Raw genomic sequence first — 22,552 nt, 5'->3', positions numbered from 1 at the left:
ATTACGAAGGTAAAGACGGTATTTTTACCGGGTATCAGCTGCGAACCGTCACCAGCAATAGCGGTGTAACTGAGTTTAAAAAGGCTAATAACAGCGATGGTTTCCTCAACCAGCTGGAGAACTACCTTAACGGTGTGAAGCCGCGCGGCCCGAAGGCGGGGGAATACCTTTCTCGCATAGCTAAGCTGGAAGGTAGCTTCAACGATTGGTTGCGATCACATCCTGACGTTGAGGGTGTTGTGAACGACTACAACGATGCCTTTAACAACTACATTCCGTTCGAACATTCCAGTGAGTCACTTCACTTGGAAGGACTGTCTGGCAAGCGCATCCCATTAAGCTATCAGAACTCTGAGGTTCGCCGCCTTTCGGAAGATGGGCGCGGGATCATGGGCTTTGGTACCGGCCTGGGTAAAACGACGACGGCGCTTGCCCTTGAAGCATTCAACTACCAGCACGGACGTTCAAAACGCACTGTTTTTGTCGTTCCAAAGGCGGTCTACCACAACTGGTACCACGAGGCGCGGGACTTCTACAGCCCGGAGGTCTTTGCGCAAATGCTGTTTGTCGGCATTGACGAGGTACGTGGGGAAGATGGCGAGATTCAGACATCCCAGGTTCGCAATGAAAACAACGAGCCGATGACTGATCGTGACGGCAACCCGGTAATGCGTAACGTCATTAAGGATGCCGATAGCGCCACGATTCTGGAGCGAATGAACCGCATACCGGCGTCGAATTTCCGTAGCGTCATCATGACCAAAGAACAGTTTGGCATGATCCCGCTGCGTGAAGAAACCATAGAAGAGAACTCGGCACAGGCGCTCTATAACGCTATTGATATGGGCCGTACCGATCTTCTGAAAAGTAGCCATCGTGCTGAGCTGGCGAAGAACAAAATTAAGGACAAGGCCGCTGACACTGGCACAGCGAAAAAGCACCAGGTTCCGTACTTTGAGGACATGAATTTTGACAATGTGATCGCCGATGAGGGCCACAACTACCGAAATTCACTGGCTGCTGGTCGAGAAACCGCGCAGTTGGCCTATTTGCCGAATCCTGCAGTCTCGCAAATCGCGCGCGACATGGCTGTGAAAAGCGCCTACCTGATGAAGAAATTCAACGGTCGCGGCGTAACCCTGTTAACAGCTACTCCACTGGTAAACAGCCCGTTAGATGCCTTCAACATGCTATCTCACGTCGTGCCGGTTGAAGAGTGGAAAGCCATGGGGATATTAACCCCTGATGACTTTGTTCGCGTATTTGGCGAAACCGCTAATGTGGTGGTGCAGAAGATATCCGGCGAGGTTGTTGATAAGCAGGGGCTGGTGGGCTTTAAGAACCTGGACGGCTTACGCGGTATTTTCCATCGCTGGACCACTCTCAAGACCGCTCAGGACGTCAAGGAAAGCGTCAAAATCCCCGACCTGAACGAAATCAACGTAGACGTGCCGCTAACGCAAGAGCAGGTCGATATCTACGAGGAATTGCGCCAGCGCGCGGCGAAGATCGGGCAGAAAGACGTCATTGAACGCAATGAGGATGGCACGATTTCCATCACGGCGAACAAAAACGATGACTTTATTTTCTCGGTGATCCGCGACATGGATAAGCTGGTCATTGACCCTGATCTATATCGGTCGTCAATGACGTTTATCTTCCCCGAAGACCAACGCGAAAAGGTTATGGCTATTGCCGCCGGTCTTCCCGCTGCGGCTGGTGGGGTAGAGGCTGATGACGATGAGTCTGACACGGGCCTGGTGAGCACGTTATCCAGTAAGGTAGTCGAAACCAAAGTTAGTACCCGTGGGGATGCCGTCGAGCTGGTGGTTAGCGTAGACCTGGAAGCTGCAGTGCTTCAAGCCATTGCGAAGGCCGGGATCGACATGAAGACGGTCACACATCCGATCCCACCGAAATATGCCGCTCTGATTGCCAACCTTAAAGCCGGACTGGTTAACGGTAAGCAAATCATCTTCATGGATGAGAAAAGCCAGCACGGTAAGCTACGCCGCATTTTGTCGAATGCGCTGGGTATGGATGAGAGTCAGATCGGGATCATCAATGCCACCAGCGTACAGCAGGCCACCGGCGTGAAGCTGAAAAAGGTTAAAAAGCCGGTCGAACCGACGGAAAAAGCCGACGGTACATACAAAGACGGTGCTTGGGAGAAATATTACAGCGAGCTGGCAAAATATGAGGACTACATTTCCGCGCTGAATGATATGTCGCTCACCGGCATGGAAGGGATCGCCGCTGATTATAACGAAGGTCGAACGCCGATCGTCATCTGCAACAAAAAGGCTGAAGTAGGGATTAACCTTCACAAAGGTACCACGGATATTCATCATCTGACGCTACCATGGACCCCTGCCAGCATCAACCAGCGCAACGGGCGCGGCGCGCGCGTAGGTTCATCACAGGATAGCGTGAACGTCCATTACTACTGTGGCAAAGGTTCATTTGACGAATTCCGGTTAGGTACGCTGAAACGCAAGGGTAATTGGATTGGCGAAATCATGACGTCTGATGCCTCAACGCTCAAGAACGGCGACATGGATGAAAATGACGATATTCAGCTGCTGCTGGCGGCGAACCAGGATGAGCGTAAAGCGCGTCTTGAAGCGCAGCTTTCAGCCCGACGCGAAGCGGAACGCCGTAAGGCCGAAAAAGAAGCTGAGGTAGCGCTTGATGTGTACCTGCGTTCGTCCATTGCGGCAAACGAAGATCCGACCGCGCTGGCTGACAATCTCAACGAACTGACTGCACAGCTTGGCACCCAGGAGGAAGCGGTAGAAGAGGCGCGCAACGAAGTTACGAAGGAGGAATCCGAATATAACAGCTGGGCGGAGATCCACGGTAAGCGAAGCGCTGATGTTTATCACGGTTCGTCACGACGCAATGCCCGGACCATGTTGAAATATCAGATTGAGAAACTAACCGACCTGAAAGGCCAGGTTAAAACAGCCCGTAATACCCTAACGCGCAATAAAAACGCCGCCACCATGCTAAAGCGCGCCAAAGGCGATCTGGAGCGTAGCATTGCTGCAGGTGTGATCGATATTGACCCGGATGTATTGCTGAATCCGTCTAATTACATGAAAACGAATAGCGGTCGAGTGTTAAAAACCGACGCTTATTACACCATCAATACTGATACCTCACAGCAAGTGATTGTGCGCATTACTCGCCTGTTACCGGAAAAACAGACGGTAGAAACTGAAATCACTTACACCTCAGTTTATCCGTACTCCACGTATCGCATCGGATCGAAGAGAGAAATGCCGGTGAGCGATATTATCAACCAGGTTGATGTTTCACTGGATACGGTAGAGGCAAGACGTCGGGCAGCTGAAGGCCTCACACCAGACAAGGTTGCCAGTGTCCTTACCCGTGCGCAGTTTTACGATGCGGTGACGGAGAACGTCTTACGCGTGAGGGATGATTACTGGATGGCATACAATGACGGCAAACTTGAGCTGGTCTATATCTTGCGTGGAGCCTTGCCGGATGATATCGCGCCAACGTCTTATGTTTACCCGGACAGTAGTGATGATGGCCTAAAACGTGCTCTGTTTGCATACAGCCGTAGCGGTTCGAGCATGTACTCGGCAAGACTCTTTTTCATTGCTGTATTTGGGGAAAACTACACCGCCGAGCTGGAGGCCTTTGGCGAGCAGGGGACCGTAGAGGATGTATTGCCGGTGCTCAATGAATCAATCGCTAAGGCTGAGGCCATGTATAACGATTCATTGGCAGGGGCGTCGGATAGCGACATTCGCGCCCAGTTTAACGGTAACTATGAGTCGGTTAGGGCTATGTGGAAACACCGCATTTCAACGTCATCCCTGTCACAGCTACACGAGCGATTCTCAAATAAGAGCCAGCTGGAAAACCTGTTCCAGAAACTGCGTGATGAGCGCCTGGTGGCAAAGCTACAGGTCATGAAAGATGGCAATGAAAAGTTGGCGCAAAAACTGTATGAGCAATACTCCCGCCTTAGTGGTGTGCGGTCGCTGAAGGTGATCCGCGATCTGGTTGACTCATCCACTGCCGACTTAATTAAACAGGTGAATAGCCATGATTCGCTGCTGACGTCTTCCCTCGCTGATTACCTGATGGCTGGGGTGCTGGTGGGCGCATACTCCGAAAGCCGTATATCGGTTGAGGATTTCCGCAGCGCAGAGCTGGTGCGCCGTCACATTGACGTAATTAAATATAAATTACAGGAGATTAAGCACGGGGGGGTTAAACAATTTGCTTCATCATGGGAAGAATATCTCTCTATGATGGCAGGGGAAAAAACAGCTGAAGAAATTGAAGCCGAAAAGCAGGAGCGAGAGGCAAAACAAGCGGAAGCAACAGAGTTTACCCAAGAGCAAACTGACGAGAAAGAATTAGGCTTCAGCATTCAGCAAAACTCGCTGAATCTTGAAGGAAAGCGCGTCTGGCGTCGTAGAACGTTCAAACTCAGCTATCCGGCTGGTGGTGCGCACGTTTTGTGTGATACGTCGGGACGTGCCACGCTCAAGAAAAAATCCGTGCGGGAAATGCTTAAAGAGAAATACGGTGCGACGTTCTGGAACTTTGAAGACGATCCGGTTGAAGGTAACGAGTTTACCCAGCCTGCGTGGGTAGTCTCAAGCCGGTACGACAAAGCCGAAATCCAAGCCAGCATTCAGGCCATCATTTAATTTTCATGGAGAGGCCCAGGTGACTGGGCCAAAAAGAAATGACGACATTAATCGACACCATTAAGCCGACAGAAGAGTACATAGAGACAGTATTGCTGGAGCATGCCCTGTTAGGTCGCAGCGAAGAAGAGTTTACCGCAGCATATCTAAAGGGGCTGGTGGAGCGCCTGAAAGCAGATGTTAAAACATATCGATCGTTTGGCCCATGGTGGCCCTCGCTCAAGGTCTTGCTATTGAAAGATGGCCATACTGACTTTGGGCAAATCGTTGATGGGGATGTGGCGGCGATTTACACCATGAGTCGCCCAGCTCTGACGCTGGTGGCGGCACACCTTTATGCTGACGAAGTGCTGGAGTCTGGTAATATTCACAGTGCTGTTCATTTTCTCAGTGTTATGCCGTCGGCGGATGATACTGAGCCATACCAATACACCAGCTACGACGAGTCCATCGAAAAATTCAAACTGACCAGATAAAGGAGCATACATGTCAAAAGTCAGACCCCAAACTGAACGCCGGTTTTACACTTCGGACCAGTTGCGGGAAAAGGCTGCAGCAATGGGTTGTTGCTTACGATTTGCGCGGTCACAGGGGGTTTTCGAGTTGACGATTGATAATCAGCAGGAAAAAAACTGGACGTGGGTAATGCGCCCTGGAAGCAATGAGCGGGTACGGCTGGTGCGAGAGTTGACGCGGGATGAGTGGGATCTTGCGCTCGCGAACGCACGGGAAACACTTCTTAGTTTTTCAATCTGAAGTTTTCTAACAGAAAAATACCTTGCTTTAAATATATTAAAGCCTTAGATTTTAATGGAGCAAAAGAAAAGCCCGGCATAGCCGGGCCTCACATTCACCTGTAGGTTTTCGCCGTCAAACTTAGGCCTACAGAGAACAACGGGACTATATCATGAAAACTTACGCGCAACGCGATTTTGTAAACCACCCTCAGCTTTCTGCGAAAAAAAACGACGTTTCCTCTCTGGAAAAGACCCTCATCGTATGGGGCGCACTGCTTCTTTCAACCTTCGGCGCGGCCTGGATCTTGAGTCTTATCTACCAATTCGCGATCCGTTGAACAATCTAACCTAAGCCCACGCGACAACCGAACAATATCATCGGTTTTTGCATTCTCTTCGGCGTTTACATAGCTAACAGCCATAAGCTTGGCTGTTGCTATTGTGTTTTTTTTGAAACGCCGTGAGAATAAATGTAATTATTCATTATCTCTTAGATAGCTTGATATCTTTCGGGGTGTGATACTTCATTAAGCTTCATGGAAAGGGTATGCGATTTTCATCGGAATGGCTTGAAGGATACAAAAAGAAGCGTCCAGTTCGCGCCGCCTCTTCTGACTCAGACTGGTTAAAAACAGTTGTTAAGGTTTCAGTTCACGCAGCAGCACTCGCGGCCCTGATAAAAAAACCAGAGCTGCTTAAAGGCAACCAGGAACACTACGATCAAGTACAAGTTTTTGATCGCATAGAACGGAAACACCCCGATCTCTACTCACTTCTTCATGCGACTCCGAACGGCGGATATCGCACCAAAAAAAGCGCGGCGCAAATGCCAGCGGAAGGGCAGAAAAAAGGCTATCCAGATATGTCTCTTGATAAGCCAGCCGGTATTTATCACGGGATGCGAGTAGAGCTAAAACACGGGAAGAAAAAGCCAACAAAAGAGCAGATTGAATGGCTCAATTTGCTGACAGATCAAGGCTACTACTGCATCCTGGCATTCACACCGGATGAAGCCGTCGCGGAGATGGTGGCTTACTCACAGCTTGCCGCCGGTGAATCGATGCCAGAGCACCCAAATAACAGCTACTGGAGGGCGGCGGCTTAAACGTAAGGCGATGATAGTGAAGTCAGATGTGCTGGTGGCGCGTTGCCAGCAGTTTTTTTTACATAGCATGGGTAGAGGATCGGGGTTACATGGACATTAATTACGTATACAACACACTCGAAAATAACCCCGAAATGATAGGCCAACGGGAAGGCTCTGCCGATTTTGTAACGTATGAGCCAGATGAATCTGAGGAAGGGGGAGTGTTCGTAGTCAATGATATGAAGGGAGGGATGGCACCGTTTGAGCCGTCTTTAGATGATTTGCTTGCTGATAACTGGGTGTGTCATGCGTAAACACTACTACAACCTGTCATTTGTCGGAGAAAAGGGGCATTTCAGGAGTGCGGTACTCGCATTGGATTATGACGTAGTGACCATACCTGATATCAGTTTAGCCAAACAGTCATTGGACATGGATGAGTCCACTGGCCTGATCTCAGTAAGCTATCTTGGCCTCATGACTGAGAACGAATACTTTCATGGGCTGGGGAAAGGTAGGGTATGGCGTAGATGGCTAAACGTCGCTGCATGGTTCGTACCGTTCCTGGTATTAGGTCTGGTGCTATTACTACAGTGATATGCGCATTAAGGGCTGCAGTGCGGCCCTTTTTTATGTCCGTTATCAATAGACTATTAGGAAATTACAGATTATTATTCGCCTTGTTAAATACCATAAATTCTAACAAGGAATCTTAGAGAAAAATGTCTAATGCCGCAGAACAACTCACCACTCCTACCCGCATCACCGATGAGGTTCTTCACCTTTCCTTTGTCGGCGTCTATAACCAACTGAATCTGACATTACGCCGTATCAGCGGTGACGACCTCGACCGGCGCGCGCTGGAAACCAGTATAAGCATGATCGAGCAGCTGCAGAGTGACGTTAATACGCGCCTGGATGATGAAACCAACGACTGTAACGCACTCATTGAACAGCTTGAGACAACGAAAAACCAACTACTGGAGATGAACCTGTACAAAGTAGGTGTGCAGGAAGAGGCACAGGCGAAAGAAGACGAGCTGGAAGGGTTACGTCATGACGCCAAAATGAAGGCGCTTGAGCTGGAAAACTCAATTATTAATTTGCAGAGCCAGATTGAGTCATCAGCACAGGAATTAACAACGATGCAGCTGGCCTACAATTCATTGAAAGCGTCCTTTGATACCTATAAGCGCTTACATCCTGAATCTCTTCTCCGTGAGCGTGACGATCTGACAAAGCAAGTCTCCAGGTTGCGAGCAGAGCGCAAAGACACAAATAAGAGACTTCAAACCATGCAGGGCAAGCTCAATATCGCCGATAAAGAGGTCGCTACAGCCCGTTCGAACCTGATCACCAAACGTCAGGATTTGGACCGGCTTAATGCTTTGTACGAAAACCTTAGAAAGCGGGTGGATTTTCACGACGGTCGCGAACAAGTGAAACTTCATACTGTCGTTACTGAGCAAGGGACTGAGCTTAACCTGTATATCTACAACTTCCACTTTGGGTTATTGGCGCGCAATAGCTACATTAAGGGGCATGTGATTGAGCTGGCTGATTTCCATTTCCAGATCCGCACAGCCATGTTGGTAGCGATGGACGTGGTGCCTGGTGTGTGGGGCAATCCGATTTACGAACGTCTGAGCGTATTTAAAAATGCCTGGAACCCAGCGATAGACGAAGAATTACACCAGCGGATCATGACCCGGTTAGAAATGGACTTCCCGAAAATCCACAAGCGCGCGCTGGATGCTATCGCAGCTGGCATTGATGAGTTGACGTTACCGGCTAAAGTGCTCTCTACCCTGAAATGTGCGGGATTTAAGAACGTTCAAGCCATTGCATCCGTGTTACCTTTTGAGCTGGTGGATATTAAGGGGATTGGAGAGCAGACCGCTACGGAAATCACTAACGCGATAAACAGCTGGGCTATACGCTGGGCGCGCGAGAACGGCGACATTGAAGCGTATAAATCGAATGTGATCAGCAGCGCTAAACCAGTAAAAAACAAACGCAAATAAATTAAATCCTTAGAATTAGCTTGATAATAAATGGAGCAGTACGTAAAGTACGAGGCGACATTACGACATTAATTCCTTTGCAAACGGGCTGACCATTTAATCAGCCCTTTTTTTTATCCATTTTTCTCCAAAACGTATCAGGCGCACTCAAAATTTGAGGGTACGTGATTACCTATGCTTATATTTTCCTTAGAATTAACGGTAATGTTAAGCGGAGGAAATGGAATGTCTGAACGTATAACCAGTGTCGAAGTAGCCGCAGTTATGCTGAAGTGCGGTCGTTACATGACGATTTCTGAAATCATGGCGGCACTCACCGAAGCCTATCCCGAGCTTGAGAACGGGCATACATCAGTCACGAATATCGTGCGTACCTTCATGAAATCCCCGTCTGCCAGCTGCTTCTCTTTCCCCGGCGCATATCCTCGCATGTATCTGCTTACGTCGGTTTCAGGTTATCTATTCAAGATCAGAGGTAACAGGCAGGTTTGCTACGACGATTTGCCGTTTCATAGTGGGAGTAAGAAGGATCTGGAGTTAGAGAATAAAAAAAGCCAGGAGGTTTCCCGGCTGGCTTTTAACTTATTCAACAGCATTTGCCGTGAGCGGATCGCATCAGGTATTACTATCGTCTGAAGGACGGCTAAGCCTTGCTATTGGGCGTGATACACGTTCACTCTCCACCTGGTAGGGCTTAGTGCCAGGAGTGCTGCTTTCCACTGGTTTAACAGACGTTGCATCATTCGGTAGTGGAGCTGGCTCAGACACCTTGCCCGGTACCAAAGCCTCAGACTCAACTGGGGCAGCTTGTCTGTTTTGTTTCTTTGGCTGGTGGTCAGCCGCAACCATTCCCATCAATGACATAGCCATACTGATAAAGCGCTCAGCGCGTTCGCTTTCCGGCAATGCCATCAGATCCTGACGTTCCATTAGTGCAACCAGAGCGCCCAGCCCCATTTTCTCCAGTGCATAACCGTAACGCAGACAATCCAGCATCAGCCGACGTTTAGCGGCGTTACTCTGCAGACCGTTGTATTCATTTGCCAGCGCGTCAGTTAAGGGGCTGTACTCAGCCAGCCCGGTAATCTTGATGGTTTGTTTTGTCATTAATTCCGCTCGCTAAGTTCAGCCAGTATCTCGTCACGCACTGGGTCAAGTGCGAAGTAAACGCCGCGTACAATGCTTGTTTCCGGGTATTCAGGAATGAATACCAAATCATGCCAGTCGGCGGTGTAATCAGGCATGCCATGTAGACGACCACCAATATAGTTTGCACCACCGCCTACCAGCAATAGTGCATCAATATCCAGCATGTTTCTGTGAACCTTGCGAATATCAGCGCGGATAATCTCAGCCAGTTCACTGGCGGCCTGACTGATAACGCCAGATACATCAATGCGCTTGCTGCGAGCTGCTTCCAGGCGCGAACCAATGAACCCCTGACGAATTATCGTATCAATGCTCTCGATGTTAAGGCTCTTGGCGTTGATATTTTTCCCGCTGGTGGCCTCAAACTCCTGCAGTAGAGCATAAACGCGCTCAATCATGCGATGAATACCGTTCTCAGTCGTTCGACGGCTAATAACCTGCAGGTCTTTATCCACCACAGCCATGTCACAGGTGAAGCGCCCTAAATCAACGACCAGGATGCTTTCTGCTTCTAACAAATCTGGAAAGTCAGACTGGGCAGAAATCACGGCAGGAACAGCTTCAGGGAATACCTCAACATGTGCGATACGGGCTGGCTGAATATCGGCGCTGTAATTGCGAACGGGTATCAAAAGGTTGTCGGCTTTAGCCTTGGTACGGACGCGATCAATCTTACCAATGTCAGAGTAGAACTGGTTCACCGGCAGTGTTTCCGCAAGTATCACGTCAGCACCGTCAAGACCGGCACGAACAAGGGCTTCATTAACTAATACACGATGTGCTGCACTTACCTGATAGTCAGGGTCGCAGGTATCAACCAGGTCCGTCCCTTTGTTAACGACAACATAGCTGCGCTCACGACCATCATCGGTGGTTAACCATGAGGATGATGTTTCACTGGCTAACGTTTGCTGGCTACCTGAGCGAATCAGGGACGGAGTTACATAAGTCTCCATCTTGCCATCACGTTCAAAGGTCAGGGCCACATTGCCGGAGCCTGCATCCACTGCAACAAAAACGTAGTTTTTCTTACTCATATCCTAATTCCTATTAGCTAATTTCAAAGTAATAAATCGCAATGGGAATGTACCATAAAGACTTAAAAAGTCCATATTCAAAGAACTATTTAGCAACCATATGGGCAATAAATGTGCTTATTAAAAGGACAGATAATGATCAATAAGCAGGGGGAAATCTAAGTGATCAAATAAGTGATCAAAAAAAAGTGATCATTTGCGTGATCACTCTAAAAACCAGACCGCCTATCCTCGCGGCAGTGTGGTTTTTGGCGGTAGGCGTAATGGCAAAGATTGACTGGGATTGGCACAGGGAAAATTATAAAAAACATAAACTTGAGTCAGGCGTGACTTACAAGGAGTATGCCGAATTCCATTCCTTAAACCCGAATACCGCACGTCGCGAACTGAGCAAAAAGACGGATGAAGAGGGGCTGGCGCCCACGCTGTCGGCGCGTGATCAGGCAGATGATCTAACCATCAGAAGGAAGGGAAGAAAACTCAAGCACAGCAGTGCCTTAGAGGAAATTACAGGAGAGAGTGAACCCGGCGAAACACGAGCAGGCACGAAAAATAAAAAAAATAATTCCAAAGGCACACGCGCCAAAATGATCAAACCAGTGCATGAGGGGGAAGTGATCCCACATGTACCGAAACAACGAGGTAAGGGTAAGCAATTCGAAACCGGCAATGAGGTGAATGTTGTCGCGAATACCAGAGGGAAGCCCCGCGAGGTTGATCGTGATGCGGCTGTCTCATTGTTGGAGGCTGGCCTGGAAGAATGCGAGGCATCCACAGTTAAAACAGCCGTCGAGCATATGCAACTGTTGTCGCGAACCACCGCAAGGGCAGTAGAGCTATTCGAAACAGAAATAGCCAACATGAATACCCCACGAGAAAAGGGTGACAAGGAGGGCGATGACGATGCACCGTCCGGGCCACACCCGCTGTTAAAGCTGACAAAACTCCTGATTGAAGTCGGCTACAGGATGGATGACCACGCTACCCGTATCAGTTCTATCCGTTCCTCACGAGAAAAGCTCAAGATTGACCGTGAAAAGCTGGGCGCAAAAGCGACCGAGGCACAGGTTATTGCCACCGCCTACCAGCTGCGTGATGAAAACGACTGGGATATAGCAGAAACCGCTGAGTACATCGAGCGTCATGGGGTAAAACTGCCGGACTCCATCGCCTTGAGGCTGGCTAAGGAGATCAAGGAAGCAGAACCGCCAGTAAGTGACGCCGGTGCTGTTGATGATGACCAGCTGGAAGAAGAGGCCCGTAAATATCGCGAAGCGCAGGCCGGTAAAGAAGCCTTCCTGAAAGAGCGCCGGGAAACCGTCGCCAGGATTGTAGACGAGGGCGGGTATGGCGATACGAACCATGACGGCATCCGGCGCGAAGGGGAGTTAGACCCAGATGAAGAGGGGTTAGATCTCGATTACGAGGCGACCCGCGAGTTATACGGCGAAGGCGATGAGATCGCGATAGCGCCCCCGGATGAGGACGAATAATGGCATCCGGGAAGAAGAAAATAAAATGCGTAACCTCTGATCCGCGCTGGCGTGACATGGCTATCCGCTATCGTCATGACTGGGGATTAGCGGTCGTTGAATTGTTCGGAATGCAACCGAGCTGGCAGCAGGATGAAATACTGCAGTCGGTTCAGCAGATAAAGAGCATGACGACCGTTACATCGGGGCATGGTACCGGTAAGTCATCCCTGACAGCTATGATGCTGATGATTTACATGATTCTGTACCCGGATGCGCGCGTCGTTATCATCGCGAACAAAATTGCGCAGGTAAAATCTGGCGTCTTCAAGTACGTAAAAACCTTTTGGGCCAACGCCGTAAAACGTCACCCGTGGCTGCAGAACCACTTTGTTTTAACCGACACCATGTTTTATGAAAGAAGCCGGAAAGGTGTGTGGGAAGTTCTCTGTAAAGGCTATCGCCTGGGTAATGAGGAAGGGCTGGCAGGGGAGCACTCCAAACACTTACTGATAATTCTGGATGAAGCGTCCGGTATCTCTGATAAGGCTATCGGCATCCTTACCGGCGCGCTGACGGAAGCTGATAACCGCATGCTCATGCTTTCCCAGCCGACGCGCCCGTCTGGTTACTTCTACGACTCTCATCACAGCCTGGCGAAGACTGAACATAACCCTAAAGGGATCTGGACGTCGATTGTCCTCAACTCTGAAGAATCACCGTTTGTAACTGACGACTTTATTGTCATGAAGCTGGCGGAATATGGCGGTCGTGACAGCATGGAGTACAAAATCAAGGTACTGGGCCAGTTCCCGTCCGTGATTGATGGCTTCCTGTTGGGCCGCGATGCCTGTGAGCGCGCCCAGCGTCGTAAAGTGTACCTTGAGAAAAACTGGGGCTGGGTGGCGCTTGCTGACGTCGGGAACGGTCGAGACAAATCCGTCCTGAACATTATGAAGGTAAGCGGCTATCGTGAGAAACGTCGGTTCGTTCCGTTCGTTGTGCTTGAAATGCCGGGTACCATGAACCCTACAGAGTTCGGTGACTTTATTGCGAACGAATGTACTCAGGAGCGGTTCCCCAATATCACTATAGGCGTGGATAGTGACGGCGTAGGCTCAGCTACCGCCGACCAGCTGGAGCGCAGGGGAGTTAACGTCGTCCGTATCCGCTGGGGTAAGCCTATGTTCGCCAAAACAGATAAGGACCGATTTGTAAGCCAGAGAGCCTATGCCAACATAGCAGCTCGTGACGCCATACAGACAGGCCGGATGAGGCTGGATTCGTCGCCTAAAACAGCAGAACAGGCCTCTAAAATACCCTGGAAGATAAACGAGGATGGGCGTGTTGCGATGATGAAAAAGGACTACATGCGGCAGAAGATGAATATCAAGTCACCTGACCGTTGGGATACGTACTGTTTTTCAACGCTGATATCGTATCGCCCTGCTAATGATGACCTGGGTGGAGACATGGAAGAAACCCGCGCAGATGCACTGGCAGAACTGTCGAAATATGATGATGTGATTTAAGGAGGGGGCTGGTGGCCCCCTGCCAATTTCAATCTTTCTTAATCAGAATGTTAAAATTCTTACCGCGTCGGCTGCGTGTATCTCCAAACATGGAACGCAGCTCTGAGATAGAAAGAATATTGTTATTATCGGTCGCAAATTTTCGCTCAAGTAATTTCCGATCCTCTTCTGTAAGCAATTCGAGCTTACGCCTACCCGCCTCTATTGAGCGGTTAGCTTTTTCTATTTCAGCCTCTGTTTTAGCCTTTGCCAGCTTAGTTTTAGCCCGTCTTTCAAAGTGGGTAATACGGCTTAAAATTGATTGCTCAACGATAGTTTTTTGCGCAGCCTTAGCCTCTGCAATCTCTATTTGATCAATGCCGTAAATATCCCCAACCGTAAATATTGAGCATTTCAATGGTTTTATAAGACTATACTTATTGAAATATTCTGTTTTAGGCTCTGTTGATATTTTTATGTCGTCCTTTGTCCATTGCGGGTGATAAATCATGACGCCATGAGTCCCGCAACGTGCGCGCGTACTCTCGTTTTCACCTTTAAAAACAACATCTAAGACAGTATCCTGATACCCACTAACACGGTGTCGGAACTTGTGTCCTTCGGGGTATGCTTCAAATGTTTCCATTTCCTCAGTGAGCGCTTTAACGGCTTCATTTGTATGAGGAAACTTTCTAAGTTTCTTTATTTGCTTTTCATACCTATTAAGCAAATCCTCGCGTGTATGAGTGCATGTTGTTGCAGCATTAAAAAAACCAATAGCTACGGACACTGGTTCAATTATTAACATTGGAACCGGTGAATATATAGCTGTCGATATGGCTATGCTTTTGTTTTTCTTCATCTCAGTAGCAAGTTCAGCAAACTTTTTCCACCGAATTTGTAAATCAACAGCTTTATTAAAAATAGCCTCATCGTTTGAAAATGCGATAGGACGAATCTTCTCGTCTTTGGCATTTCTGCTGTGACAGATGGCGAGTGAATCAACCAGTTGCATCCAGTCTTTTTTGGTCTGCAAAAACAACTTGTACTGCTGCTCAAACATCACGTCATTAAACGCTGGCATTGTGTGATTGTCCTTTTGGTTGTACTAACACGTTCTTACCCACTTGCTACCCACATTGAAAGTAATCAACGAACACGATAAAGCCTTAGAAAGACAGCGATCTCAATAAAGCCATGCTTCCAGCACCTTATGTGTCACGTCGTCTGGCAGGTGATCACGCAAAATGATCACCAATCTGAGGTAACGACGACCAGGTAACACAATGACCGACCTGAATCCCATCGCCCTCATCCTGAGTTAGCTCATTCATGTGGCCTGTCATGGGTACATACTAAAGCAAACCTTTCCCTTTATATATACTTTTGATTCTAAGCTCACTCACGTTTGAGCCAAAATAGGCAAAAAAATAACTATAGATAATGGGGGTTATATAAAGTTACGTGCTATGATCAGTTTAACGGGTTATCTTGGTGATCATTTTAGAGGCCTGTGAAAGATTGGGACCATTGGCGTTGCTGGTGGCCTTATTTTTTACGTAGCACGTCGTTTCTTAGAAAGTATGTATTTTGCATGAGGCCGTTTCACACGGTTCTCACGTTATCAAGGAGGTCATAACTTGAACTATCCGAATATTATCGACATGAATTCGAGTTTTCCCGAGCTTACGGGGATCACTCCAGAGGAAGTTGCACAGAATCTACGCAAATTCATGGCGGATAAAGAGGCATATTCTGAAAATACGTTCAAAAAACTAACATCGGTTGTCCGGGCGTGGGCTGTGTGGTGCCAGAAAAATCAGATCGCGCCGCTGCCGATTATGCCCGATTGCGCCAGAGCTTATTTTCTGGAACTACATGAAGCCGGTGTTGCATCCACCAGCATCACCAATCATTTTGCGATGCTTAACATGTTGGCCCGAATTTGTGGGCTTCCCGATCTGAAAAACAGTACAGAAGTGCAGCTGGCGATGAAGAAAATTCGCCGCCAGTCCGTTCTTGGCGGAGAGAAAACCGGACAGGCCGTCCCGTTCCGGCTCGCCGACCTGCAGTTAGCCAGTCATATTTTGTCCCAGTCCGACCGGCTTGCCGATTTGCGAAACCTCGCTTTTCTGTATGTAGCCTATAACTCGCTTCTTCGAATACAGGAAATCGCCCGAATCCGGGTAAAAGACTTATCCGTTAACGATGAGCGGATAATCATGGACATTTCTCACACAAAAACAGTCGTGACCGCCGCAGGTGTCATCAAGCATCTGAGTGTTCCAGCCAGTAACATGTTGAAAAAATGGCTAAATACTTCAGAGCTGATCAGCCATCCCGACGCGGTTGTGTTTTGTCGTGTATTTAAAAATGATCGGGTACAGATATCAGAAACGCCGATGACGACGCCTTCACTGGAAAAAATATTCCAGGATACCTGGCGGCTGCTGGGCAGACCATCGCAAACTACCAACAAAGGCAGGTATGAAATGTGGTCTGGACATAGCGCCCGGGTCGGAGCTGCACAAGATATGGCTGAGCGCGGTGTGAGTATGGCGCAGATAATGCACGAAGGAACATGGTCAAAACCAGAGACAGTAATGCGCTATTTACGACGCCTGAAGAACGAAAACAGCGCCATGAGTGACATCATGGAAAGGTAGATACATATTATTCTAAGGCTTTTATTTGTTGTAACGTGACTGTTATTAGGACAAAATCGGACACACGCCAAAGGAGGTGTTATGTCGGATCTTGTCCTGCTTCACAGACACTTTGTCATTGACCATTGCAAGGTTAGTTTTACTGCAGGCATCAAACATGGTCGTGCCGTGGTAGTTTTTGGCATTGCCACCCAATCCGAAGTAACCCCCCTCCTGACGCTTGAAAAAGAGTACCCGGACCGTAACGCCGCTTGCCAGTACGTACAGCGAGTGACCGAAACGGCAGCGCGCAAGTTGCTGGTTTACTACCAGAACGAGCACCAGCCATTAGTTGACCGCATCAATAACGTGTTTTCCGGGCCAATCCGACTGGAATATTCCAGTCGCCACAAACCAGCGTAAGAGAAGCGAATGTCCGTATCGTCAAACGTTGTGCGCCTGTTCGTCGCCGTTGCAAGCGCCCATGACATAAATGATCCAGTCGGCAACTTCAGCAACGGGTCTTATGTGGACTCATACAGTGGATATTACTTCGGTCCTGACATTTTCCAGCATCCCAAGACATTAGCCACTCTGGTTAAGAACGGGGTGATCGAGTTTTGCCGCGACCAGGAGCATGGAGAAGTGATCCGTTTCGACGACCGGCGCGACGTTCTTGACGAGTTCCAGCGCGGGATAATTGACGCGGAGGCCGGTAATCCTGATGACGCGGAGGACTCCACCAGCCCTTACGCCTACCTTGCCGGTAGAAAGTTCTTCAATCAGCGCCAGCGCTACGGGGGAATGGCGTACAGAGAGGACCAGGGACGTGTCTGTCATGGAATGGTGTGTGCTGACACCGGGGAACGATGGGAACAAGGGTGATAGACAGAAAAAAGGGGGCCATTACAGCCCCCCTTCTTCATTGCGATTTAGCCTTTGAAAAAGCCACTGACAGGATAGCAAATTGAACAACGCCTTCCCACAATTACAGATCTTTTCTTCTCCATACCCGGACGTTGCCGCCGCCATTATCGCGATCTATTGCGGTGAAAAGCGCGGCCTGACGCTTTCCCGCCGGGATTTTACCGCCCTTCTACCTGGCGTCAGCACCGATCACATTCGCAAAACGCTACGTGACTTTCTTGAAAACAAGACGCTGGCCCGGAGCGGATGCCGGTACCGGCTCGCGGTTACTCCCGCCAGAATTATTGGCATGAAGCCGTACCGCCTTTATCGCGTGGATTTACAGATTCTGCGACTCATTCAGTCAAGAGGCGTCATTACGGCAAGCGACATGCTGCGGGTAAACGGCGTGTCACGAACGATATTTCTGAGATCTGCCGCAAGGCTGAAAAAGCTGGGACTGATTGAGTCCTATCAAGACAAACCACTCCCGGCAGCATGCCGGTATTACAAATTTAAAACACAGGAAAATATCCATGAGTAAATTACAGATTTGCAAGATTGATGAAGGCGCAACGGTACCAATGCTGGCTGGTGGCTCTACTTTCCCTATTGAGGCTACAGACATTCGTTTTGAGGCCGTCATCCGCAATGCCGGTAATCACGCAAAGGCGTACTGGCTGAAAACAGGGCTGGCGTTTAACGTCCCTGAAGGCCACGTGCTGAAGGTTTATTCTGCACCTGATATCGCAAGAGCTAACCATGCCAGACTTGCCGAATGCGTAGCGCTGGTGGAGCCTGGCGACCATTCAGAGCTTATTCTGCGAATGGTGATCGACGATGGCGGTAAATCATTTGAGCCTAAAGCGGGGATGATTGTCGCCCGTGCAATGCTGGAAAAGATTGTCTGCCCGGAGCTGGAAGAAGTAGACAGCTTTGATGTGCCGAAATCGGCTAAAAACACCAGCCAACCCAAAGGGGATGTAACCGCAAAGGCTGGTAAATAACATGGAATACATCATCGGCAAGGGGGTGAGTGTCTTCACCCTCGATGGCAACGAAATAGACCAGAACAATATTGATCTGGCCTTGTTTACCCTTACCGGCTTCACCCCCATTAATACCAATGGCGTTACGGTATGGGAGCGCGGTAGCGAGCGCTACTGGACGCCACCAGACACGCAGATAGAGGACGCGGATAGCATTTCTGAACATCTGAATGCGAAGGTAATGGTACCGTCACAGGATGCCAGTTTCGCGCAACGGCTTTTGCGCCTGGTGCCGATGGTGGTCAATCCGATCGTGTTTATTGAAGGTCGTTTGGTTGGTGGCTGGCAGGTCGAGAATAACCCGGAGCCGAGCACCGGCGACATTATGACAAATGGTCATCAATCCCATTCTTACCAGGACACCGTTTTGCCCATGGCTATTGCAATGGTGTTTCTGCAGGTGCAGGGGCTGGGCCAACAAGCCTGGGTCTATATTGGGGAGCACGATGGCGCGCAGCCGGAGCTGCATTATGTGGTCCCTCACCCGCGCACACTGGAATTGCTGGAAAGCACACCAGCATTCATCCGCGCGCCGGAGCTTGATAAGTTCGCGGTAGTCGGCCCGTCGCCAGACTTGATACAAGAAGCGTTTACGACCGCTAAGCTAAAGCAGGCCGCGCGCGTTCCTGAGTAATCACCGACCGGCCCCCACCAGGGGGCTGTTATTCACCCTTCAGCATCTTCCGCTAACAATTCAAGCATTGACGGTTTAGGGTTATCAGCCACGATCTGAGTTGGTGAGCTGCAGGCGTCTACTTCCGCCTCTTTGCGGGGCTTGCTGTCGGCATTCAGCCACTGATGGATTAGCGCAGGCATCTGGCCCTTAGTTAAATCGGGTTTAAACCACAAGCTGTACGCCGTCCGGGAGCCACCAGCAGCTGCATACTCCGCGAAATTGACAATGTAACCCTCCACTCCCTTTTTAAACTCTACGTCATCCATTTTATTACCATTTAACGCGACCATGCCTGAGTCCTGATAAATGATAACTTTGCGCGTACCGCACTCGAAATTAAGCGCACGTAAGCTGGTGGATTGTCCTACTGTCGGAACAGAGATTAGCAATGCAGAAATTAAAACCCGTTTTATATTTTTCATATTTCCCTACCAGACTAAAAAGCAATAAATATGCTTTCACTTATATCTGGCGAGATAGGTTATAGGACTTTCCGCAACAATAGTATGTTATTAAGCAATAATCTTTAACGCCCCAACCTGAGCGCGTCAGCTGCCGCGCGCCCTGTGGCTCATGGCTTCTTGCTATGACTGGGCGTGTTGGCTATTAGACATTATTTTCTAAGGGTTTACTTTAATTTTAATTATAACAACTAAAGGAGGGCAATGAGCAGGTTACTATAAAAACTCATTTGCTCACCTGCCCCTGAAGAAAATAACATAGCCACCAACGAGAAATGATAAAAACAAAGGGCTGAACATGAAAATCAAACTAAAGCTTGTTATCTTTACTTTTAAAATAAATCTTCATATTGAAAGATTGTGTAATTGAATAACCAACAGTACGTTTACGCTCCGTAGTGGTCTATGATTAATCCGCTATTCAATAAACAAAAACGAGGCTTTACATGGATGAAGAATATATCGAGGCTTTAAACCTGAACCCAAACCATAGATTTGAGTTAATCAGTAGCCGAAACGAGGACCGCAAAGGGCGTGATACGGACTATTACACGTATCGTGAGTATGACGAACAAGGCAACGACCTTGGTACCATTACAGTCGCCGATACGACGTCACATTTCCCGCCACAAAGACGGACGATTACACGGGCTTAGAAAGTTAGGTAGGAAAGGGGGTAATTGTACCCCCTATATGGTTAGTTACCGACGGCTACTGCAGCATACGCTTCACGCATCGCCTCATGGAGTTCCGCAAACTTCTCTGCCTTGTACATCGTTTCCCATGACAGCCAGTTGGTTGTGACCATGGCCCAATGAGGCCCGCAATTAAGCATAGGGTCCAGAGGCACCTTTGCCCCTTCCTGGTACACCGCCTCTATCATTCGAACGCAGCCCCCAAAATCATCAACGTCACGGGGGTAAGCATGCTCAGCGCTACAGCTCCCCGTCAGCATAGCTGCCATATAAAGACTGCTGGCCCCCACATCATCACTGGCAAGCCACGCATTCAATCCTACCCCCTTCAAGCCCACGACAGGCTTACGGGCGAACTCCTTAACGATTAAATTGGCTGCTTCGATTATCGTGTTGTAACGGTGGTCTACAGTGAGGCCAGGAATCTGGCGGCACAGTTCTGTAGAAATGGCACTTATTAAAGCAATCTGGTCTATCTGGTGGGTGTCGCTCATTGCTGGCTTCCTTGTAATGGATTCAGGCGACCTGGTGGCAGGTAACGCCCATAGAACGGATAGCGGCGCACACGTCCGGGTTATCATCGAACGCACACAAAATGTTTTCGGTACCGATGTTCCTGATCCAGTCGCGCTTAACCTCAGCTGGTGGTCGGTGCTCTTTCTCCCCACGCATGATCAGGCGGTCATAAGGGATCTGGAATAGCGATAACCAGGCAGCGGTTTCCGCATAGGCCACCTCTCCCCGGCTGGTAAGTATGAAAATCCTGTAATGTCTGCTCAGTGCCACCAGCAACGCGATATTCGCCATGATGGGAGTATCTTTCTCACACGCCAGGCTAAAACGGTCCCAGTTCGGCGCGTAACCCATCATGTCCGGGCCAGGAATCAGATACTCACGGTGGCGGTGGTCAGCCAACGTATTGTCCAGGTCAAACACCACGATATCTGCAGTGGTCACAAAAACACTCCTGTCATTCGTAAGTGAACAATAAAAATTAAATGTAATTCTAAGGTGTTTGTATTTATCGAATGGATAAATTACAACATTCCGTTTTATACTCTGAGAATACCATTAATTCTAAGGTATTTTAAAAGGGTTGTTCATGCTTAGTACAGAGGATCGGGATGCACTCTACGAAAAACAGCGAATCGCAGCGCAACGGCAGCGCGAGCGTCAGAAAACCAAGCTGGCTGACCCAGCTTATCGGCAACATCAACAGGAAAAACGCCAGGCGGCAGCACAACGATCCGCCGAAAAACGATTAGCCCGTATCCGTTCGCCGGAGTATCAGGAAGCGCAGCGTGAAAAACAGCGCATTAAGCGACAGGAATCGGCACAGAAACCACGTACAACACTTACCGTTACCAAACCCCGCAAAACCTCAACGCGAGGACTGAAAGGCCGAACCCCGACAGCAGACGAACGGCGCGTAATGAATGCGTTAGCCAAACTCCCCTGCACCGCTTGCTGGCTGCATAAGCACCACCAGCCAATTGTCAGTCTGCATCATGTAAATGGGCGCACTGCAGCTGGCGCGCATATGGATGTTTTACCGTTGTGCCGGTGGCATCACCAGGACGCGGCCCCAAAAGCAGATCGCGAGCAATACCCGTGGCTGGTGCCGGTTCATGCCAGCGGGAACGTTGGCGGAAAGGCCGAATTTACGCGCCTGAACGCCTCGGAAGAGGATTTGCTACTCATGGCCTACAAACAGGCTGGAATAACCAGAGAGGGGCGCTAATGGCTCGCACAACAACGGAACGGGCCTTAAATCCCCACGGTCACGTATATGTACTGGATGGATTGACCAAACTCCATATTTGCAAGATTTGCGGAACCTGTGAGCGCCGGAACGGACAATATTGGTGGGCTGGTAAGTGGAGTAAGACAGAGCCGCCGTGCGGCCTCAATACTGAGGAACAACGGGACTGGCATAAAAGCGCCAACCCCGACAACGAAGACAGCTAACACACTGCCTGCTTTCTTATCACCACATCTTTCTGGCGCGATCAATTTGCTTACGAACATGCTCGCTGGTTGCATTAGGATGCGCGCCACCAAGATACGAAGTCATTTCTTTAGCAAAATCATCAAATGAAGCACCATTCGCTTTTGCGTCTTTTATTGCTGATTTTGCTTCTTTTTGGTCAATTGGATGACCAGCAAAAACTCCATCAGCACATCCAAAGCTACGCCCAACCTTTTTCTTCCAAGGCATCTTCTTCTCCTTTTTTGATTGTCATAATCGCCGAGTACACCGGCTGCGAAAACGTCACCGAAAACAAGCGGTTGAATTCACGCAGACCAGTATGGCGTAAACGATACATAATTCCACCGCTTAAGCTGCCTATTCTTGATTATGAAGGAGGTCAACCAACCCTTACTCAACTCACCGTGACTAATAATTTT

The 22,552-nt window shown here is 49.1% G+C and carries 26 protein-coding genes; 17 read left to right on the top strand and 9 right to left on the bottom strand.

All coding sequences use genetic code 11. The features are described 5' to 3' along the window. Window positions 1-1,454: 1,454 nt before the first annotated feature. Window positions 1,455-1,577 carry a hypothetical protein gene (locus RYZ59_RS24820; RefSeq protein WP_353622687.1) on the bottom strand — a complete coding sequence of 41 codons (123 nt, stop codon included), beginning with the start codon at window positions 1,575-1,577 and terminating at the stop codon, window positions 1,455-1,457. Between the two features lie 3,155 nt (window positions 1,578-4,732). Here RYZ59_RS24820 and RYZ59_RS20675 point away from each other — a divergent pair. From RYZ59_RS20675 to RYZ59_RS20640, 8 genes are all read left to right on the top strand, one after another. Continuing rightward, a complete protein-coding gene (locus tag RYZ59_RS20675; RefSeq protein ID WP_151237590.1) occupies window positions 4,733-5,170 on the top strand; it encodes an olxA in 438 nt (145 codons plus the stop codon). A 10-nt stretch (window positions 5,171-5,180) separates the two neighbouring features. Further along, on the top strand, window positions 5,181-5,450 hold the full coding sequence (locus RYZ59_RS20670; RefSeq protein WP_071444899.1) for a hypothetical protein: 270 nt from the start codon (window positions 5,181-5,183) through the stop codon (window positions 5,448-5,450). 151 nt (window positions 5,451-5,601) lie between these two features. Then, window positions 5,602-5,769: a hypothetical protein gene (locus tag RYZ59_RS20665; protein WP_165612480.1), complete on the top strand. Its 168-nt coding sequence runs from the start codon at window positions 5,602-5,604 to the stop codon at window positions 5,767-5,769. 209 nt (window positions 5,770-5,978) lie between these two features. Further along, window positions 5,979-6,536, top strand: coding sequence for a VRR-NUC domain-containing protein (locus tag RYZ59_RS20660; protein WP_071444898.1), 558 nt, complete (start codon window positions 5,979-5,981; stop codon window positions 6,534-6,536). An 89-nt stretch (window positions 6,537-6,625) separates the two neighbouring features. After that, window positions 6,626-6,832: a hypothetical protein gene (locus RYZ59_RS20655; protein ID WP_071444897.1), complete on the top strand. Its 207-nt coding sequence runs from the start codon at window positions 6,626-6,628 to the stop codon at window positions 6,830-6,832. Beyond that, window positions 6,825-7,115 carry a hypothetical protein gene (locus tag RYZ59_RS20650; protein WP_071444896.1) on the top strand — a complete coding sequence of 97 codons (291 nt, stop codon included), beginning with the start codon at window positions 6,825-6,827 and terminating at the stop codon, window positions 7,113-7,115. Before RYZ59_RS20655 ends, RYZ59_RS20650 begins: the two co-directional genes overlap by 8 nt. A gap of 125 nt (window positions 7,116-7,240) precedes the next feature. After that, on the top strand, window positions 7,241-8,542 hold the full coding sequence (locus RYZ59_RS20645) for a DNA-directed RNA polymerase subunit alpha C-terminal domain-containing protein (RefSeq protein WP_071444895.1): 1,302 nt from the start codon (window positions 7,241-7,243) through the stop codon (window positions 8,540-8,542). Between the two features lie 225 nt (window positions 8,543-8,767). Then, window positions 8,768-9,178, top strand: coding sequence for a hypothetical protein (locus tag RYZ59_RS20640; RefSeq protein ID WP_071444894.1), 411 nt, complete (start codon window positions 8,768-8,770; stop codon window positions 9,176-9,178). Here the strand turns inward: RYZ59_RS20640 and RYZ59_RS20635 are convergent. Both RYZ59_RS20635 and parM read right to left on the bottom strand, forming a co-directional pair. Beyond that, window positions 9,158-9,649 (bottom strand): hypothetical protein, encoded by a 492-nt coding sequence (locus RYZ59_RS20635; protein WP_071444893.1) that lies wholly within the window; start codon window positions 9,647-9,649, stop codon window positions 9,158-9,160. The two genes, RYZ59_RS20640 and RYZ59_RS20635, sit on opposite strands and share 21 nt — an antisense overlap. Then, a complete protein-coding gene (gene parM, locus RYZ59_RS20630; RefSeq protein ID WP_071444892.1) occupies window positions 9,649-10,728 on the bottom strand; it encodes a ParM/StbA family protein in 1,080 nt (359 codons plus the stop codon). The genes RYZ59_RS20635 and parM overlap by 1 nt, the downstream gene beginning before the upstream one ends. 263 nt (window positions 10,729-10,991) lie before the next feature. Between parM and RYZ59_RS20625 the strand changes: the two genes are divergently transcribed. Continuing rightward, window positions 10,992-12,221, top strand: coding sequence for a hypothetical protein (locus tag RYZ59_RS20625; protein ID WP_071444891.1), 1,230 nt, complete (start codon window positions 10,992-10,994; stop codon window positions 12,219-12,221). Further along, on the top strand, window positions 12,221-13,732 hold the full coding sequence (locus RYZ59_RS20620; RefSeq protein ID WP_185812396.1) for a terminase: 1,512 nt from the start codon (window positions 12,221-12,223) through the stop codon (window positions 13,730-13,732). Before RYZ59_RS20625 ends, RYZ59_RS20620 begins: the two co-directional genes overlap by 1 nt. A 28-nt stretch (window positions 13,733-13,760) precedes the next feature. Here RYZ59_RS20620 and RYZ59_RS20615 read toward each other — a convergent pair whose 3' ends face one another. Further along, window positions 13,761-14,795, bottom strand: a complete 1,035-nt coding sequence (locus RYZ59_RS20615; protein WP_071444890.1) for a hypothetical protein — start codon at window positions 14,793-14,795, stop codon at window positions 13,761-13,763. Window positions 14,796-15,351: 556 nt separating this feature from the next. On the opposite strand from RYZ59_RS20615, the gene RYZ59_RS20610 reads away from it, so the two are divergent. From RYZ59_RS20610 to RYZ59_RS20585, 6 genes are all read left to right on the top strand, one after another. Further along, window positions 15,352-16,377, top strand: coding sequence for a tyrosine-type recombinase/integrase (locus RYZ59_RS20610; protein WP_234105101.1), 1,026 nt, complete (start codon window positions 15,352-15,354; stop codon window positions 16,375-16,377). Between the two features lie 81 nt (window positions 16,378-16,458). Then, window positions 16,459-16,779: a hypothetical protein gene (locus RYZ59_RS20605; protein ID WP_081364652.1), complete on the top strand. Its 321-nt coding sequence runs from the start codon at window positions 16,459-16,461 to the stop codon at window positions 16,777-16,779. Between the two features lie 9 nt (window positions 16,780-16,788). Then, entirely contained in the window at window positions 16,789-17,241 is a 453-nt protein-coding gene (locus RYZ59_RS20600) for a hypothetical protein (RefSeq protein ID WP_071444888.1), read from the top strand. Window positions 17,242-17,323: 82 nt separating this feature from the next. Next, window positions 17,324-17,806 (top strand): hypothetical protein, encoded by a 483-nt coding sequence (locus RYZ59_RS20595; protein ID WP_071444887.1) that lies wholly within the window; start codon window positions 17,324-17,326, stop codon window positions 17,804-17,806. Continuing rightward, entirely contained in the window at window positions 17,799-18,269 is a 471-nt protein-coding gene (locus tag RYZ59_RS20590; RefSeq protein ID WP_220755902.1) for a hypothetical protein, read from the top strand. Before RYZ59_RS20595 ends, RYZ59_RS20590 begins: the two co-directional genes overlap by 8 nt. Window position 18,270: 1 nt before the next feature. After that, window positions 18,271-18,945 (top strand): hypothetical protein, encoded by a 675-nt coding sequence (locus RYZ59_RS20585; protein WP_318050392.1) that lies wholly within the window; start codon window positions 18,271-18,273, stop codon window positions 18,943-18,945. 32 nt (window positions 18,946-18,977) lie between these two features. Here the strand turns inward: RYZ59_RS20585 and RYZ59_RS20580 are convergent, their stop codons facing one another. The 3 genes from RYZ59_RS20580 to RYZ59_RS20570 all read right to left on the bottom strand — a co-directional run bounded on the left by RYZ59_RS20580 (window position 18,978) and on the right by RYZ59_RS20570 (window position 21,100). Continuing rightward, window positions 18,978-19,409: a hypothetical protein gene (locus tag RYZ59_RS20580; RefSeq protein WP_071444884.1), complete on the bottom strand. Its 432-nt coding sequence runs from the start codon at window positions 19,407-19,409 to the stop codon at window positions 18,978-18,980. Window positions 19,410-20,145: 736 nt separating this feature from the next. Continuing rightward, window positions 20,146-20,637, bottom strand: coding sequence for a hypothetical protein (locus RYZ59_RS20575; RefSeq protein WP_318050394.1), 492 nt, complete (start codon window positions 20,635-20,637; stop codon window positions 20,146-20,148). Window positions 20,638-20,659: 22 nt separating this feature from the next. Then, window positions 20,660-21,100, bottom strand: a complete 441-nt coding sequence (locus RYZ59_RS20570; protein WP_071444882.1) for a hypothetical protein — start codon at window positions 21,098-21,100, stop codon at window positions 20,660-20,662. A gap of 145 nt (window positions 21,101-21,245) precedes the next feature. Between RYZ59_RS20570 and RYZ59_RS20565 the strand changes: the two genes are divergently transcribed. Next, window positions 21,246-21,884 carry a Ref family recombination enhancement nuclease gene (locus RYZ59_RS20565; protein WP_126510743.1) on the top strand — a complete coding sequence of 213 codons (639 nt, stop codon included), beginning with the start codon at window positions 21,246-21,248 and terminating at the stop codon, window positions 21,882-21,884. A gap of 246 nt (window positions 21,885-22,130) precedes the next feature. On the opposite strand, the gene RYZ59_RS20560 is transcribed toward RYZ59_RS20565, so the two are convergent. Together RYZ59_RS20560 and RYZ59_RS20555 are read right to left on the bottom strand one after the other, a co-directional pair. After that, entirely contained in the window at window positions 22,131-22,361 is a 231-nt protein-coding gene (locus tag RYZ59_RS20560; protein WP_071444879.1) for a hypothetical protein, read from the bottom strand. Beyond that, window positions 22,333-22,470 carry a hypothetical protein gene (locus RYZ59_RS20555; RefSeq protein ID WP_165612481.1) on the bottom strand — a complete coding sequence of 46 codons (138 nt, stop codon included), beginning with the start codon at window positions 22,468-22,470 and terminating at the stop codon, window positions 22,333-22,335. The genes RYZ59_RS20560 and RYZ59_RS20555 overlap by 29 nt, the downstream gene beginning before the upstream one ends. Between the last annotated feature and the right edge of the window lie 82 nt (window positions 22,471-22,552).

This window comes from Citrobacter sp. HN-141 (assembly GCF_033341895.1).
GTDB lineage: Bacteria > Pseudomonadota > Gammaproteobacteria > Enterobacterales > Enterobacteriaceae > Citrobacter.
Note: the sequence above shows the minus strand (reverse complement) of the source record. Positions and strands in the feature narration are given on the sequence as shown.

What these genes read in the sequence shown, in the direction of transcription:
- RYZ59_RS20585 (WP_318050392.1), top strand. Translation starts at nt 18,271, where the DNA reads ATGGAATACATCATCGGCAAGGGGGTGAGTGTCTTCACCCTCGATGGC.
- RYZ59_RS20660 (WP_071444898.1), top strand. Translation starts at nt 5,979, where the DNA reads ATGCGATTTTCATCGGAATGGCTTGAAGGATACAAAAAGAAGCGTCCA.
- RYZ59_RS20620 (WP_185812396.1), top strand. Translation starts at nt 12,221, where the DNA reads ATGGCATCCGGGAAGAAGAAAATAAAATGCGTAACCTCTGATCCGCGC.
- RYZ59_RS20650 (WP_071444896.1), top strand. Translation starts at nt 6,825, where the DNA reads ATGCGTAAACACTACTACAACCTGTCATTTGTCGGAGAAAAGGGGCAT.
- RYZ59_RS20560 (WP_071444879.1), bottom strand. Translation starts at nt 22,361, where the DNA reads ATGCCTTGGAAGAAAAAGGTTGGGCGTAGCTTTGGATGTGCTGATGGA.
- RYZ59_RS20625 (WP_071444891.1), top strand. Translation starts at nt 10,992, where the DNA reads ATGGCAAAGATTGACTGGGATTGGCACAGGGAAAATTATAAAAAACAT.
- RYZ59_RS20575 (WP_318050394.1), bottom strand. Translation starts at nt 20,637, where the DNA reads ATGAGCGACACCCACCAGATAGACCAGATTGCTTTAATAAGTGCCATT.
- RYZ59_RS20555 (WP_165612481.1), bottom strand. Translation starts at nt 22,470, where the DNA reads ATGTATCGTTTACGCCATACTGGTCTGCGTGAATTCAACCGCTTGTTT.
- RYZ59_RS20600 (WP_071444888.1), top strand. Translation starts at nt 16,789, where the DNA reads ATGTCCGTATCGTCAAACGTTGTGCGCCTGTTCGTCGCCGTTGCAAGC.
- RYZ59_RS20670 (WP_071444899.1), top strand. Translation starts at nt 5,181, where the DNA reads ATGTCAAAAGTCAGACCCCAAACTGAACGCCGGTTTTACACTTCGGAC.
- RYZ59_RS20665 (WP_165612480.1), top strand. Translation starts at nt 5,602, where the DNA reads ATGAAAACTTACGCGCAACGCGATTTTGTAAACCACCCTCAGCTTTCT.
- RYZ59_RS20615 (WP_071444890.1), bottom strand. Translation starts at nt 14,795, where the DNA reads ATGCCAGCGTTTAATGACGTGATGTTTGAGCAGCAGTACAAGTTGTTT.
- parM (WP_071444892.1), bottom strand. Translation starts at nt 10,728, where the DNA reads ATGAGTAAGAAAAACTACGTTTTTGTTGCAGTGGATGCAGGCTCCGGC.
- RYZ59_RS20565 (WP_126510743.1), top strand. Translation starts at nt 21,246, where the DNA reads ATGCTTAGTACAGAGGATCGGGATGCACTCTACGAAAAACAGCGAATC.
- RYZ59_RS20640 (WP_071444894.1), top strand. Translation starts at nt 8,768, where the DNA reads ATGTCTGAACGTATAACCAGTGTCGAAGTAGCCGCAGTTATGCTGAAG.
- RYZ59_RS20645 (WP_071444895.1), top strand. Translation starts at nt 7,241, where the DNA reads ATGTCTAATGCCGCAGAACAACTCACCACTCCTACCCGCATCACCGAT.
- RYZ59_RS20605 (WP_081364652.1), top strand. Translation starts at nt 16,459, where the DNA reads ATGTCGGATCTTGTCCTGCTTCACAGACACTTTGTCATTGACCATTGC.
- RYZ59_RS20580 (WP_071444884.1), bottom strand. Translation starts at nt 19,409, where the DNA reads ATGAAAAATATAAAACGGGTTTTAATTTCTGCATTGCTAATCTCTGTT.
- RYZ59_RS20675 (WP_151237590.1), top strand. Translation starts at nt 4,733, where the DNA reads ATGACGACATTAATCGACACCATTAAGCCGACAGAAGAGTACATAGAG.
- RYZ59_RS20655 (WP_071444897.1), top strand. Translation starts at nt 6,626, where the DNA reads ATGGACATTAATTACGTATACAACACACTCGAAAATAACCCCGAAATG.
- RYZ59_RS20635 (WP_071444893.1), bottom strand. Translation starts at nt 9,649, where the DNA reads ATGACAAAACAAACCATCAAGATTACCGGGCTGGCTGAGTACAGCCCC.
- RYZ59_RS20590 (WP_220755902.1), top strand. Translation starts at nt 17,799, where the DNA reads ATGAGTAAATTACAGATTTGCAAGATTGATGAAGGCGCAACGGTACCA.